We start from the raw sequence: 14,667 nt of genomic DNA on the forward strand, positions 1-14,667 counted from the left end.
TCCCCCTGTGGATGACCGCTCCGAGCACCTGTGGAAAACCCCCGGCGCGTCCGAAAGGCGCGGGCATGTCGTCAAACTGACGCCAGTCCCTAGCAGTCGCCCCCGCCGTCCGTCAGATGCGTCTCCGCCCAGCGCCCCAGCTCCTTGAGCGCGGGCTCCATCGCGGCGCCGGCCTCGGTCAGGCGGTACGAAACCCGCAGCGGCGGCCCCTCGTCCACCTCCCGGACCACCAGCCCCGCCGTCCCCAGTTCGGACAGCCGGTCCGAGAGCATGCGCTCACTGATGCCGGGAATCGCTCGCCGCAGATCGGCGAAGTGCACGGGCTGCTGCATCAGCACGGAGACGATCGGCCCCGTCCAGCGCTTGCCGAACAGCTCGAAGACGCGGCTGATGCTCACGTCGACCCGTCGGCACGCCTGCTCGCTGTGATCCGCCATACGCCCAGGGTACTGCGCCATCGCTAGGGACTTACGATTAGTAAGCCACTATGTTATTACTAGGTACATACGAAAACTAGGCCCGCCTCACCGGCCCGTCTGGCTACTGACATCCCTGGAGACCCCCATGGCCACCCTTCTTCACCTCGACTCCGCCGTCTTCCCCCAGGGTTCGGCGTCACGTGAGGTCACCGCCGCGTTCGTGGAGGCCTGGCGCGAGCAGCACCCCGACGGGCAGGTCATCTACCGCGACCTCGCCGTCACCCCGCTGCCGCACCTGGACGCCGCGGCCGCCGCCGCCGGCGCCGAGCACCCGCTGCGCAGCGAACTGGCCGCCGAGCTGATCGCCGCGGACGCGGTGCTGATCGGCGCACCGATGTACAACTTCTCGATTCCGTCGACCCTGAAGGCGTGGCTCGACCACGTGATCATCGCGGGCCACAACACCGGCCCCGACAGCCCGGTGGCCGGTACCCCGATCACGGTCGTCGCCAGCCGCGGCGGCTCCTACGCCCCCGGCACCCCGCGCGAGGGCGCCGAGTTCGTCCAGAACTATCTGGCGACGCTGCTGACGTCCATGTTCGCCGCCGAGGTCGACTTCATCGTCCCGGAGCTCACCCTGGCCCACAGCAATCCGGGGATGGCCGAGCTGATCCCGCTCGCCGAGGCCTCCCGCGCGAAGGCGCTCACCGACGCCACGGAGAAGGCCAAGAGCCTCGCATCCCGACTCGCCGCCTGAGACACCTCAAGCACCCCAAGCACCCCAAGCAACTGAACACCTGAGGCCCCCGAGAAACCCGGGGCGCCTGCATACATACGGAAGGTCCGGTCCCATGGGACCGGACCTTCCGCATAACGATCCCAGCACTCCCGCCCGACTCCCGCCCGACCCGCTCCCCCTGCGCGCCCGCGCCGACGGGCATCAATCGGGCGTTTCACGTGAAACCAAGACCGGCCGACCGACCCCGGGCCAAACTGAAGAAGCCCCGCAGACCAAGGTCTGCGGGGCTTCTTTCTTGTGCGCGAGGGGGGATTTGAACCCCCACGTCCCTAAGGACACTGGCACCTGAAGCCAGCGCGTCTGCCGTTCCGCCACTCGCGCATGAGTGGTGTTTCCAGAATCTCTCACTTTTCGGTGCGAGCCCCTGGCGACATCTGGAAGATTAGCACGCTGGACAGGGCGGATTCACATCCCTTTGTTTCGTCGAACGCCTGACGGGAACCGGGAACCCGGACCCGGCGCCCCCCACTCCTCCTGAGTGCACCCAAGGTGCGGGACACTGTGAGGAGACCGCCTCTACGATCCGTGTGAGGGGGGACACTCATCCGCAGTGCAGACAAGGGGAACCAGCCGATTTCCCGACGCGTGGATACGATCAGTAAGCAGTACAGGGACGACGACACCGGAGGAGGTGCCCCATGGGAGTCATGAAGCGTTTCGAGCAACGTCTCGAAGGTCTCGTCAATGGCACTTTCGCCAAGGTCTTCAAGTCCGAGGTGCAGCCGGTCGAGATCGCTGGAGCCCTCCAGCGGGAGTGCGACAACAACGCCACCATCTGGAACCGCGAGCGGACCGTCGTCCCCAACGACTTCATCGTCGAACTCAGCGCCCCCGACTACGAGCGGCTCAGCCCGTACTCGGGCCAGCTGGGCGACGAGCTCTCGGGCCTGGTCCGGGACTACGCCAAGCAGCAGCGGTACACCTTCATGGGCCCCATCAAGGTCCACCTGGAGAAGGCCGACGACCTCGACACCGGTCTCTACCGGGTACGCAGCCGCACGCTGGCATCGAGTTCGTCACAGCAGAGCCAGCCTGAGCAGCACGGTTTCCAGAACCAGCCCGGACAGCCCGCCGGCCCGCCCCGTTCCGGCCACGGGCGCCCCGCCGCCCCGCAGGCCCCCGGCGGCTACGGCTACCCGCCCACCTCCGCCCCGCCCATGCCCGCGGCCCCACCGCCGGGCGCGGGGCGTCCCGCAGCACCCGCATCCGACCGGCGCCCGCCGGCCAATCCCAGCCCCCTGCCGAACACGCAGGTGCGACGCTGGATCGAGATCAATGGCACCCGCCATCAGATCTCCCGCCCGACGTTGGTGATGGGCCGCAGCACCGACGCCGACGTGCGGATCGACGACCCCGGCGTTTCCCGCCGGCACTGTGAGATCCGGACCGGAACGCCCTCGACGATCCAGGATCTCGGGTCTACCAACGGCATCGTGGTAGACGGGCAGCACACAACCCGCGCTACGCTCCGCGACGGCTCGCGGATCGTCGTGGGCAACACCACCATCGTTTACCGGCAAGCCGAAGGGTGAAGCGGGGGCAATGTCAGAGCTGACCCTTACGGTCATGCGGCTAGGTTTCCTGGCTGTTCTGTGGCTGTTCGTGATCGTGGCCGTCCAGGTCATCCGCAGCGACCTGTTCGGAACGCGCGTGACGCAGCGCGGCTCACGCCGTACTGCGAACGACGCGCGCCCGCCACAGGCACGCCAAACCGCTGCGGCACCGCCGCAGCAACGCCAGCAGCCCGGCCGCCAGCGCCGGGGGGCGCCTACCAAGCTGGTCGTGTCCGAGGGCACCCTCACCGGCACCACGGTGGCGCTCCAGGGACAGACCATCTCGCTGGGCCGCGCCCATGATTCAACGATCGTGCTGGACGACGACTACGCGTCCAGCAGGCATGCCAGGATCTACCCCGACCGTGACGGCCAGTGGATCGTCGAGGATCTCGGGTCCACCAACGGCACGTATCTGGACCGGACCCGTCTCACCACCCCGACGCCTGTTCCGCTGGGCGCGCCGATCCGGATCGGCAAGACCGTCATCGAGCTGCGGAAGTAGTACGACAATGAGCGAGCGGAGCGAGCGAGCCGCGGTGACCCGGGCATCGGACCCGGCAGGGCTCCCGACCGGAGGGTGGGCAGTGTGGCGCGAGACCGGCTGTACCCCGAACCGACGGGCGAGGTGCGCATGAGTCTTTCCCTGCGCTTCGCCGCCGGATCGCACAAGGGCATGATCCGGGAAGGCAACGAGGACTCCGGCTACGCCGGTCCCCGCCTTCTCGCCATCGCCGACGGAATGGGCGGACAGGCCGCGGGTGAGGTCGCCAGTTCCGAGGTGATCTCCACACTCGTGCAGCTGGACGACGACGTACCCGGTTCCGACATCCTCACCTCGCTCGGTACGGCGGTGCAGCGGGCCAACGACCAGCTGCGCATGATGGTCGAGGAGGACCCGCAGCTGGAGGGCATGGGCACCACGCTCACCGCCCTCCTGTGGACCGGTCAGCGGCTCGGCCTCGTACACGTCGGTGACTCACGCGCGTACCTGCTGCGTGACGGCGTACTGACCCAGATCACGCAGGACCACACCTGGGTCCAACGGCTGGTCGACGAGGGCCGGATCACCGAGGAGGAGGCCACCACCCACCCGCAGCGCTCCCTGCTGATGCGCGCGCTGGGCAGTGGCGACCACGTCGAACCCGACCTCTCCATCCGCGAGGTCCGGGCCGGCGACCGTTATCTGATCTGCTCCGACGGCCTCTCCGGCGTCGTCTCCCACCAGACGATGGAGGAGACGCTCGCCAGCTACCAGGGGCCGCAGGAGACCATCCAGGACCTGATCCAGCTCGCTCTGCGCGGTGGTGGCCCGGACAACATCACCTGCATCGTCGCGGACGTCTTCGACGTCGACGGCAACGACACCCTGGCCGGGCAGCTCAACGACACCCCGGTCATCGTCGGCGCGGTGGCGGAGAACCAGGCCGCCCAGCTCAACGACGACGGCGCGATGCAGACCCCCGCCGGACGGGCGGCAGGCCTCGGCCGCCCCGTCCCGCCGCCCGCGGGTGGCTTCGGCCCGCCCGGCAGCGGTGACGACTCCGGGTACGACGGAATGCCGGACGGGTCCTTCGGGTCCTACTCCGACGAGGACTTCGTCAAGCCCGGCGGCCGCAAGTGGCTCAAGAGGTCGCTGTACGTCGTGCTCGCGCTGGCGGTCATCGGCGGCGGTCTGTACGGCGGCTACCGCTGGACGCAGACCCAGTTCTACGTGGGCGCCAAGAACGACAACGTCGCGCTGTACCGGGGCATCAGCCAGGACCTCGCCTGGGTCTCGCTCTCGAAGGTGGAGAACGACCACCCCGAGATCGAACTCAAGTACCTGCCGCCCTACCAGCGCAAGCAGGTCGAGGCGACCATCACCGAGGGCAACCTCGCGGACGCCCGCGAGAAGATCGACGAACTCTCCGCCCAGGCGACTGCCTGCAAGAAGGACGCACAGCGCCGCGCAGCCGAGAAGAACGCCCCCAGTGACGAGGGCCGGGCCGGCGGTACGGACACGGGCACCAACAAGTCGTCCGGAAAGTCCGGCACCACCAAGACCAACCAGACTTCAGCGACTCCCACTCCTGGTCCCAGCCTCTCGGAGGAAGAGAAGAAGCTGGTCCCGCAGTGCGGTAAGCAGTAAAGCCGTAGGGGGCCTTCAGCACTATGAGCGTTGTCACCAACACGACCACGATCGGCGCGATCGACGCACCGAGCCGGCGCAACACCGAACTGATGATGATGGTCTTCGCCATCGCCATCTCGGTGTTCGCCTACGCCAACGTGGGTCTCGCCATCGACGGCACACTCCCGTCCGGCATGTTCGGCTACAGCCTCGGCCTGATCCTGCTCGGCGGCGTGGCCCACTTCGTGGTGCGCAAGTTCGCGCCGTACGCGGACCCGCTGCTGCTGCCGCTGGCCACGTTGCTCAACGGCCTCGGCCTGGTACTGATCTGGCGGCTGGACCAGTCGCAGCGGCTGATCGACCGTGCCGAGAGCGCGTGGGGCAAGTTCACCCCTGACGCCCCCAAGCAGCTGATGTACTCCGCGATCGGCATCGCGCTGCTGGTCGCGGTGCTGATTGTCCTGAAGGACCACCGCATCCTGCAGCGGTACACCTACATCTCCATGGTGGCGGCGCTGGCCCTACTGGTCCTGCCGATGTTCTTCCCGGCGGTGAACGGCGCCAAGATCTGGGTCAGTATCGGCCCCCTCCACATCCAGCCCGGCGAGTTCGCAAAGATCATCATCGCGATCTTCTTCTCCGGCTATCTCATGGTGAAACGTGATGCCCTGGCCCTGGCCAGCCGCCGGTTCATGGGGCTCTACCTGCCCCGCGGCCGTGACCTCGGCCCGATTCTGGTCATCTGGGCGGTATCGATCCTGATCCTGGTCTTCGAGACCGACCTCGGGACCTCGCTGCTGTTCTTCGGTCTCTTCGTGATCATGCTGTACGTAGCCACGGAGCGGACCAGCTGGATTGTCTTCGGTCTGCTGATGTCCGCGGTCGGAGCGGTGGGTGTCTCGACGTTCGAATCCCACGTGCAACAGCGCGTGGACGCCTGGATGGACCCGTTCGCCTGCTATCAGACGGACGGCGCCTGCGAGCAAATCGGCAACGCCATCATGTCCTTCGGTTCCGGAGGAACCCTGGGCACCGGCTGGGGCCAGGGCCACTCCGACCTGATCGGCTTCGCCGCCAACGCCGACTTCATCCTCTCCACCGTCGGTGAGGAACTCGGACTCGCCGGAATGATGGCCGTCCTGCTGATCTACGGCCTCATCGTCGAGCGCGGCGTCCGTACGGCACTCGCCGCCCGTGACCCCTTCGGCAAGCTCCTCGCCATCGGCCTCTCCGGCGCCTTCGCCATCCAGGTCTTCGTCGTCGCCGGCGGTGTGATGGGCCTCATCCCGCTGACCGGTATGACGATGCCGTTCCTCGCCGCCGGTGGATCGTCCGTGATCGCCAACTGGGCACTGATCGGGATCCTCATCCGGATCAGCGACACCGCCCGCCGCCCCGCCCCGGCCCCCGCGCCTACCTCCGACGCCGAGATGACCCAGGTGGTCCGACCGTGAACAAGCCCCTGCGCCGGATCGCGATCTTCTGCGGCGTCCTCATCTTCGCCCTGCTCGCGCGGACCAACTACCTCCAGTACGTGAAGGCCGACGAGCTCAACACCCGCGACGAGAACCGCCGCGTCCGCATCGAGCGGTACGCCCACGAGCGCGGCGACATCATCGTCGACGGCGGCAAGGCCGTCACCGGGTCCAAGGAGACGGAGGACAGCGACTTCAAGTACAAGCGGGTCTGGCAGGACGGCCCCCTGTGGGCCCCGGTCACCGGCTACTCCTCGCAGGCCTTCGGGGCCACCCAGCTGGAAAGCATCGAGGACGGCATCCTCACCGGCAACGACGACCAGCTGTTCTTCGACCGCACCATGTCGATGTTCACCGGCGACAAGAAGCAGGGCGGCAACGTCGTCACCACGCTCAACTCCGCCGCGCAGAAGGCCGCCTTCACGGGGCTCGGTGACAAGAAGGGCGCCGTCGCCGCCCTCGACCCGCAGACCGGCGCCATCCTGGCACTCGCCAGCACGCCCTCGTACGACCCCTCGACCTTCGCGGGCAACTCGGACAAGGACTCCAAGGCCTGGCAGGCGCTCCAGAAGGACAAGGACAAGCCGATGCTCAACCGGGCGTTGCGCGAGACCTACCCGCCCGGTTCGACGTTCAAGATCGTCACCGCGGCCGCCGCCCTGGAGAACGGGCTGTACACCGACATCGACGCCAAGACGAATTCGCCGGTGCCCTTCCGCCTGCCCCAGACCAGCCAGGACCTGCCGAACGAGGGCAGCATCCAGTGTGAGAACGTCTCGCTCCGAGAAGCGCTGCGGATCTCCTGCAACACTGTCTTCGGCAAGATCAGCGATGACCTCGGCAACCAGAAGATGATCGACCAGGCCGATAAGTTCGGCTTCAACAAGGACGTCTTCACCCCGGTCCGCGCCACCGCGAGCATCTACCCCAAGGACGTTCCGCCGCAGAACGCGATGGCCGGCATCGGCCAGGCGTCCAACCGCGCCACCCCGCTCCAGATGGCCATGGTGGCCTCCGCGGTCGCCAACGACGGCAAGCTGATGCAGCCGTACATGGTCGCCAAGCGGCAGTCGCCCAGCCTGGACGACATCTACACCCACGAGCCGGAGCAGCTCAGCCAGCCCCTGTCGGGTGAGAACGCCCAGAAGATCCAGGAAATGATGAAGACCGTCGTCGAGTCGGGAACCGGCGGTAACGCCAAGATCCCCGGCGTCACCGTCGGCGGCAAGACGGGTACGGCCCAGCACGGTCTCGGCAACAGCGAGAACCCGTACGCCTGGTTCGTCTCGTACGCGAAGACCGACAGCGGCTCCCCCGTCGCCGTCGCCGTGGTCGTCGAGGACAGCAAGGCCACCCGCGACGACATCTCCGGTGGCGGCCTGGCGGCCCCCATCGCGAAGAAGGTCATGCAGGCGGTCATCGACAGCAAGAAGTGATGCCCGTCACGCCGGACGCCATATCCGCACGTTGGGATACCGGTCGGATATCAGGTAGGGGCTGCGGGCTGATCACGTAGTGCGCGGCCGGTAGCGTATGCGCGAACAGCACACCGCCGGACCGCACACCGGTGTGGTCAGGACTGACGGAGAGGGCTGGAACAGTTATGGAAGAGCCGCGTCGCCTCGGCGGCCGGTACGAGCTGGGCTCGGTGCTCGGCCGTGGTGGCATGGCCGAGGTATTCCTCGCCCACGACACCCGGCTCGGCCGCACCGTAGCTGTGAAGACGCTTCGGGCGGACCTCGCCCGCGACCCGTCCTTCCAGGCCCGGTTCCGCCGTGAGGCCCAGTCCGCCGCCTCCCTGAACCATCCGGCGATCGTCGCGGTGTACGACACGGGTGAGGACTACGTCGACGGGGTCTCGATCCCGTACATCGTCATGGAGTACGTCGACGGCTCGACGCTCAGAGAGCTGCTGCACTCGGGCCGCAGGCTGCTGCCGGAGCGCACCCTCGAAATGACGGTCGGCATCCTCCAGGCGCTGGAGTACTCGCACCGCGCGGGCATCGTCCACCGTGACATCAAGCCGGCCAACGTCATGCTGACGCGCACCGGCCAGGTCAAGGTCATGGACTTCGGCATCGCCCGTGCCATGGGCGACTCCGGTATGACGATGACCCAGACCTCGGCCGTCATCGGCACCGCTCAGTACCTCTCCCCGGAGCAGGCCAAGGGCGAGCAGGTCGACGCCAGGTCGGACCTTTATTCGACGGGTTGTCTGCTCTACGAGCTGCTGACGGTCCGGCCGCCGTTCATCGGTGACTCACCCGTCGCGGTCGCCTACCAGCACGTACGGGAAGAGCCGCAGACCCCGAGCAACTTCGACCCCGAGATCACGCCCGAGATGGACGCGATCGTGTTGAAGGCCCTGGTCAAGGACCCGGACTACCGCTACCAGTCGGCCGACGAGATGCGCGCCGACATCGAGGCCTGCCTCGACGGCCAGCCGGTCGCCGCCACCGCGGCGATGGGTGCGGCCGGCTACGGCGGCTACGACGGGTACGGCAACGACCAGCCCACCACCGCCATGCGCCCCGCGGACCAGAATGGCGCCCAGACCTCGATGCTGCCCCCGGTCAACCCGGACGACGGCGGCTACGGCTACGACGACCGGCCCGACCGCCGCCGTCAGAAGAAGAGCAACACCTCGACGATCCTGCTGATCGTCGCGGGCATCCTGGTGCTGATCGGGGCGGTCCTGATCGGCAAGTCGGTCTTCGGTGACACGAGCGGCGGCGGCGACAAGTTCGACGCTCCCAACATGGTCGGCAGCACCGTCAAGGAAGCGCAGAGGCTCGCCGACAACGCCACCATCGTGCTCAAGCAGGGCCCGAAGGAAGCGTGCAAGGACCAGCCCAAGAACAAGATCTGCCGGCAGACCCCGACGCCCGACGAGCAGATGTCGGAGAACGAGACCGTGACGGTCTTCGTCTCCACCGGTGCTCCGAAGGTCAGCGTCCCGGACGTCACGGAGAAGTCCGAGGACAGCGCGCGCAAGGTCCTTGAGGACCAGGGCTTCACGGTCAACGTGAAGTCGGTGGAGTCCGCCGACGCCCAGCCGGGCACCGTCCTGGACCAGTCGCCCAAGGGCAACGCCAAGGCCGAGAAGAACTCCGAGGTCGAGATCTCGGTCGCGACGGAGAAGCTGATCCTGGTGCCGGATGTGAGTGGCCGTAAGTACGAGGAAGCGGTCGCGCAGCTCACCGGCAACGGCTTCACGAACATCGGGAAGTCCGAGGTCGACAACGAAGAGAAGCCCGCGGGCGAGGTTGTCGGTCAGACCCCGGCGGCCCACGAGAAGGTCGGCAAGGACACCGCGATCCTCCTCAAGGTCTCCAAGGGCCCGCCGCAGCCGACGACAAAGCCCGTTCCCGAGGTCAGGACGAAGAAGGTCTCCGAGGCCAAGCAGATCCTGAACGACGCCGGCTTCACGAACATCCAGTTCGCGGAGGGCAGCTCCGACGACGACAACGCCATGGTCACCGGCATCGACCCGCAGCCGAACACCCAGGCCGACCCCGCCGGCACCACCATCACGCTCACCACCATGGGCGGCGGCGGGGACGGGGACGGGAACGGTTTCCTGGGCGGGAACAACGGCCACTAGCCGTCGCGCCACAGCACAACACAGCACGGGGCCCCGATCACCTCAACGGTGATCGGGGCCCCGTGTTCGTTGGTGCTCGACGTGCTTGTCGGTGCCCGGCTCAGCGCAGCTCCGCCGGCTTCGTACGGTCGCGGTCGACCTTCTCCGTGCGGACCAGCTCGCCCCAAACGATGTAGCGGTACTTCGAGGTGAAGACGGGCGTGCAGGTCGTCAGCGTGATGTAGCGGCCGGGCTTCTTCTTGCCCGAGCCCTTCGGGACCTCCTGAAGGACGTCGACGTTGTACTTCGACGTCTCCGGAAGCTCCTTGAAGACCTTGTAGACGTACCAGGTGTCCTTGGTCTCGAAGACGACCGCGTCCCCGGTCCGCACCTTGTCGATGTTGTGGAACTTCGCCCCGTGGCCGTCCCGGTGGGCGGCCAGGGTGAAGTTGCCCTTCTCTGCCGAGGGGAGCGCCGACTTCACCGGGTCGGTGTAGTAGCCGGCGATGCCGTCGTTGAGGTTCTCGGTGTCGGTGCCCTTCTTGACGAGCACCTCGCCGTTCTTCATCGACGGGACGTGCAGGAAGCCGATGCCGTCCTTGGTGTCCAGCGCCCCGGGTCCGTCGGCCCAGCGGTCGCGGACGGTGTGGCCCTGCTTGGTCGCCTCGCGGTCGGCGAGCACGTTGGTCCACCAGAGGGAGTAGACGACGAAGAGACCCAGCACCAGGCCCGCGGTGATCAGGAGTTCACCGAAGACGCTGACCGCGGTCGCGAAGGGATGGCGGCGCGTGCGCCGCACCACGGGTGCGGACTCGCCGATCTGCTCTTGGTCCTCGGTCCTCGCTGCCACCGCACCGTCCCTGTTCTGATGATGTTCGGCCCGTTCAGTCCACGAGCACGTCGGGCTTCCCCTTGCTGCGCGGCCGTTCGTCGACCATCTTGCCCCAGACGATCATTCGGTACGTACTCGTGAATTCGGGCGTACAGGTCGTCAGTGTGATGTACCGGCCGGGCTTGGTGAACCCGGACTGCGGCGGCACCGGGCCGATCACCGACACATTCGACGGCGAGGTCTGGGGCAGCACACTCGTCATCTCGTACGTGTAGTAGGCGTCCTGCGTCTCGACCACGATCGGGTCACCGGGCTTCAGCCGGTTGATGTAGCGGAACGGCTCACCGTGGGTGTTGCGGTGACCGGCCAGCGCGAAGTTGCCCTGCTTGTCCGACGGCATCGCCGTGCGCAGCGGCTTCTCGCCGTAGTGACCGACCATGCCCCGGTCCAGGACCTTCTCCTTGCTGGTGCCCTCTGCGATCGGTGTAACCACGTCCAGCTTCGGGATGTGGATGATGGCGAAGCCCTGGCCGGCCTCGAACATGCCGGGGGCACGCTTTCCGCTGGCCCAGTCGTCCTGGATCTTGTGCGTCTCGTTGCCGGCGATCTGGTCGGCGCGCACATTGGTCCACCACAGCTGGTACGTGACGAACAGCAGCATCAGCACGCCCAGCGAGATGAACAGCTCACCGACCACCCGGCTGACCACGACGGCCGGGCTGTCTTTGGCCGCCCGCGCGGCCCGTCGTGCCTCGACGCGCGACATCGGCTTCGCGGGGGCGGCGGGCTCCGACGCCGGACCCGTCCCCGTCCCCGTCCCCGTCCCCGTCCCCGGACGCTGGTCGCCGCGCCTGCGGCCGCGGCCCTTGGCCGCACGCCGCCGCTCGGCCCGGCCGCCGGTGCTGTTCGGCTCCCCTTCCGGGGAGTCCAGGGCATCCGTGTCGTCCGTGGCGTCCACGCGCCCCGCGGCCGGTACCACCGCCATGACCTCCGTGGCGTCCTCGGCCTCCGGCCCGCCTTCCGGCTCCGGGCGGCGCGGCGGCCGCGCCTGCGGCTGCGCGTGCGACGCTATTCGCCGGGTGTCCGACGTCCGCAGTGCGACCGTCTCGTCGTGGGCGGGTGACACCACGGCCGAGGCAGCAGGGGCGGACGGGGCAGCCGGGGCGGGCTCCTGGTGGCCGTACCAGTCCCGTTCGTACCCCTCGGGGTCGTACCACTCGCGCGGGGGTTCCTGAGCCGCCTGCGGCCCGTGTGGCGCCTGCGGCGACGGCGTACCGGCGACCCCCGGACCGCCGTCCGGACCGGCAGCCCTCCCGGGGGTGCCCTCCGCGCGGAACCAGGGGGAGGCGTGCTCCCCGGGCAGCGGGTCGTTCAGCGGGTCCGCCAGCTGGCCGACCGCCGCCTCGAACGCGCCCGCGGCCTCGTCCGTCCCCTCTTCGTGCGGGCCGTCCCGACCGGCGTCCCGACCGTGGCGCGGTGGGGTCACGCGACGGCCTTGCCCACCACCGGCGCGAGCCCCGCCGACCTCTCGACGGCTCCGGCGTCACCGCACTGCGCGAGCCAGTTGGCCAGCATCAGATGACCGTGCTCGGTGAGCACCGACTCCGGATGGAACTGCACTCCCTCGACCGCGAGCTCCCGGTGCCGCAACCCCATGATGATGCCGTCGGCCGTGCGCGCGGTGACCTCCAGCTCCTCGGGAACCGTGTCCGGCTCCGCGGCGAGCGAGTGGTAGCGGGTCGCGGTGAAGGGCGAGGGCAGATCGGCGAAGACCCCCTTGCCCTCATGGATCACCGCGGACGTCTTGCCGTGCAGCAGTTCGGGGGCGCGGTCCACGACACCGCCGTACGCCACCGCCATCGACTGCATCCCGAGGCAGACCCCGAAGACCGGGATACCGGTCCGCGCGCAGTGCCGCACCATGTCGACACAGACGCCCGCGTGCTCGGGGGTGCCGGGGCCCGGCGAGAGCAGGACGCCGTCGAAGCCGTCCTCGGCGTGGGCCGTGGTCACCTCGTCGTTGCGCAGCACCTCGCACTCGGCGCCGAGTTGGTAGAGGTACTGGACGAGGTTGAAGACGAAGCTGTCGTAGTTGTCGACGACCAGGATGCGGGCGCTCATCGGCCGGCCCCCGTCGCGGCCGCGCCGTCGACCGTCACGTCGCCGAACGGAAGCAGCGGCTCCGCCCACGGGAAGACGTACTGGAACAGCACGTAGACAACCGCCACTGCGAGCACGAGTGAGATGAACCCGCGCACCCACGCGTTGCCCGGCAGATGACGCCAGATCCAGCCGTACATGCTGACCCCTCCGTATTCGATACGGGACCAGAGTAGAGCCTGTCCGGCGCATCAGTTGTGGAAAGCCGCAGGCCTTCCGTCGGTGACGGGCTGGGTCGCGTCCAGGTGCGCCCAGGCGATCAGCCGGTGGCTGCTGCCCCATTCCGGGTCGCAGGTGGTCAGCGTGAGATAGCGGCCGGGCCCGTCGAAGCCGGACTTGCGCGGGACGGGATCGATGACGCCGATATCGCTCGGCACGGTGCGGTAGGGCTTCTTGTCGATGCGGTACGTGAACCACGTAGTCCCGTCCGTCACCAGCACCGGGTCCCCCGGGCGCAGCTTCGGGAAGTCCTTGAAGGGGTCACCGTACGTGCGTCGGTGGCCGGCCACCGCGAAGTTGCCGGTGGCTCCGGGGCGGGCGGTGCCCCGGTAGTGCCCCAGCCCCTTCTGCAGGGTCTTCACCTCGGTGTTCTCCAGAACGGGCCAGTCCCAGCCCTTTCCGAAGCGCGGTATGTAGAGCATCGCGAACGGCTTCCCGTCGCGGTACGCCTTCGGGGCCGGGGCCTTGGTGGCCGGGGACTTCGGGGCCTTCGGTGAGGCCGACTGCGACGGGGCGGGTGCGGGTGCGGAGATCGCGCCCTGGGCCCACTGGCGTTGCAGGTCGTCGATCTGCCCCTCGGTCGCACCGGCGGCCTTCACTCCGGTCCAGAACAGCACGTACACCACAAAGAGGATGATCAGGGCACCGATCGTGATGCACAGTTCGCTGAACGTCCTGACGATCAGTCGCACCGACACCGGTCGGCCTCCCCGCAGCTGTCGCTACTTCACCGGCTCCGCATAGTGGAGATCCACTGTGCCCGAGTAGCCGGGAAGAGTCACCGCCTGGCGCTCATCGACTTTCCAGCCGAGCCCGTACGCCTTCACGTACAGCAGGTAGTTCTGGATCGCCGGGGAGGCGTTCAGTGCCTGCTTGAGCTTTCCGGGGTCACCCACGGCCGTGATCTTGTACGGCGGTGAGTAGACCCGGCCCTGGAGGATCAGGGTGTTGCCGACGCAGCGCACCGCGCTGGTGGAGATCAGCCGCTGGTCCATGACCTCGATGCCGCCGGCCCCGCCCTGCCACAGGGCGTTGACGACCGCCTGCAGGTCCTGCTGGTGGATGACCAGGTCGTTGGGTTGCGGATCGGGGTAGCCGGGGTTGGCGGTGGCGTTCGGCGGGGCGTCGTCGAGGGTGACGGACACGGCCCGGCCGGAGAGCTTCGTGGTGCCGGCCGACCGCTCCAGCGCCTTGAGCCGGGCGTCCTCCGCCTTGGTGCTGCCGTCGTCGCGCTGGGCGAGGGCGTCGATGTCCCCGCGCACGGACGCGGCGGATTCCTCCAGGCCGGCGTTCTTGTCGCTGCGCTGCTGGATGAGGTCGGAGAGCTTCAGCAGCGAGGAGTCCGTGCGGATGTTGGTGCCCTTGGCCGTGTTCGCGCTGGTGACGAAGATCAGACCGGCCAGGGCGAAAACGGCAGCGGTGAGCACTCTGACCGGGTTCCGGAGGGAGCGCCGGACCGGCCCTGGGGGAGAGTCGGCAGAATTGCTCAACGTACCCTTATCTCCTTCGGCGCC

14 protein-coding genes and 1 tRNA gene are annotated in these 14,667 nt (G+C 68.1%); 7 read left to right on the plus strand and 8 right to left on the minus strand.

The window, feature by feature from the left end; all coding sequences use genetic code 11:
• Positions 1–89: 89 nt before the first annotated feature.
• Entirely contained in the window at positions 90–437 is a 348-nt protein-coding gene (locus ACZ601_RS19335) for a winged helix-turn-helix transcriptional regulator (RefSeq protein ID WP_469539394.1), read from the minus strand.
• Positions 438–564: 127 nt separating this feature from the next.
• Between ACZ601_RS19335 and ACZ601_RS19340 the strand changes: the two genes are divergently transcribed.
• Positions 565–1,176, plus strand: a complete 612-nt coding sequence (locus ACZ601_RS19340) for an FMN-dependent NADH-azoreductase (RefSeq protein ID WP_440577408.1) — start codon at positions 565–567, stop codon at positions 1,174–1,176.
• Positions 1,177–1,456: 280 nt separating this feature from the next.
• On the opposite strand, the gene ACZ601_RS19345 is transcribed toward ACZ601_RS19340, so the two are convergent.
• Positions 1,457–1,539: transfer RNA gene (locus ACZ601_RS19345), tRNA-Leu, on the minus strand.
• A 317-nt stretch (positions 1,540–1,856) separates the two neighbouring features.
• Between ACZ601_RS19345 and ACZ601_RS19350 the strand changes: the two genes are divergently transcribed.
• The 6 genes from ACZ601_RS19350 (at position 1,857) to pknB (ending at position 9,963) form a co-directional block, all read left to right on the plus strand.
• Positions 1,857–2,750: an FhaA domain-containing protein gene (locus ACZ601_RS19350; protein ID WP_469539397.1), complete on the plus strand. Its 894-nt coding sequence runs from the start codon at positions 1,857–1,859 to the stop codon at positions 2,748–2,750.
• A 10-nt stretch (positions 2,751–2,760) separates the two neighbouring features.
• A complete protein-coding gene (locus ACZ601_RS19355; protein WP_073733278.1) occupies positions 2,761–3,276 on the plus strand; it encodes an FHA domain-containing protein FhaB/FipA in 516 nt (171 codons plus the stop codon).
• 129 nt (positions 3,277–3,405) lie between these two features.
• Complete coding sequence (locus ACZ601_RS19360; protein WP_469539401.1) at positions 3,406–4,902, plus strand: Stp1/IreP family PP2C-type Ser/Thr phosphatase; 1,497 nt, start codon at positions 3,406–3,408, stop codon at positions 4,900–4,902.
• 23 nt (positions 4,903–4,925) lie between these two features.
• Positions 4,926–6,338 (plus strand): FtsW/RodA/SpoVE family cell cycle protein, encoded by a 1,413-nt coding sequence (locus ACZ601_RS19365; RefSeq protein WP_469539404.1) that lies wholly within the window; start codon positions 4,926–4,928, stop codon positions 6,336–6,338.
• Positions 6,335–7,795, plus strand: coding sequence for a peptidoglycan D,D-transpeptidase FtsI family protein (locus tag ACZ601_RS19370; RefSeq protein ID WP_440579139.1), 1,461 nt, complete (start codon positions 6,335–6,337; stop codon positions 7,793–7,795). Before ACZ601_RS19365 ends, ACZ601_RS19370 begins: the two co-directional genes overlap by 4 nt.
• Before the next feature lie 167 nt (positions 7,796–7,962).
• Positions 7,963–9,963: a Stk1 family PASTA domain-containing Ser/Thr kinase gene (gene pknB, locus ACZ601_RS19375; RefSeq protein ID WP_440579140.1), complete on the plus strand. Its 2,001-nt coding sequence runs from the start codon at positions 7,963–7,965 to the stop codon at positions 9,961–9,963.
• A gap of 100 nt (positions 9,964–10,063) precedes the next feature.
• Here the strand turns inward: pknB and ACZ601_RS19380 are convergent, their stop codons facing one another.
• From ACZ601_RS19380 to ACZ601_RS19405, 6 genes are read right to left on the minus strand one after another with little or no spacing between them, the layout of a single operon-like run.
• Positions 10,064–10,792, minus strand: coding sequence for a class E sortase (locus tag ACZ601_RS19380; RefSeq protein WP_469539408.1), 729 nt, complete (start codon positions 10,790–10,792; stop codon positions 10,064–10,066).
• A 34-nt stretch (positions 10,793–10,826) separates the two neighbouring features.
• Positions 10,827–12,260, minus strand: a complete 1,434-nt coding sequence (locus ACZ601_RS19385; protein WP_469539410.1) for a class E sortase — start codon at positions 12,258–12,260, stop codon at positions 10,827–10,829.
• Positions 12,257–12,895 carry an aminodeoxychorismate/anthranilate synthase component II gene (locus ACZ601_RS19390; RefSeq protein WP_440578467.1) on the minus strand — a complete coding sequence of 213 codons (639 nt, stop codon included), beginning with the start codon at positions 12,893–12,895 and terminating at the stop codon, positions 12,257–12,259. The genes ACZ601_RS19385 and ACZ601_RS19390 overlap by 4 nt, the downstream gene beginning before the upstream one ends.
• On the minus strand, positions 12,892–13,074 hold the full coding sequence (locus ACZ601_RS19395; RefSeq protein ID WP_390088391.1) for a hypothetical protein: 183 nt from the start codon (positions 13,072–13,074) through the stop codon (positions 12,892–12,894). Before ACZ601_RS19395 ends, ACZ601_RS19390 begins: the two co-directional genes overlap by 4 nt.
• A gap of 51 nt (positions 13,075–13,125) precedes the next feature.
• Positions 13,126–13,851 (minus strand): class E sortase, encoded by a 726-nt coding sequence (locus ACZ601_RS19400; protein ID WP_469539414.1) that lies wholly within the window; start codon positions 13,849–13,851, stop codon positions 13,126–13,128.
• A gap of 24 nt (positions 13,852–13,875) precedes the next feature.
• Positions 13,876–14,643 (minus strand): DUF881 domain-containing protein, encoded by a 768-nt coding sequence (locus ACZ601_RS19405; RefSeq protein ID WP_440578465.1) that lies wholly within the window; start codon positions 14,641–14,643, stop codon positions 13,876–13,878.
• Between the last annotated feature and the right edge of the window lie 24 nt (positions 14,644–14,667).

It is taken from the genome of Streptomyces sp. NPDC104307, from assembly GCF_055584045.1.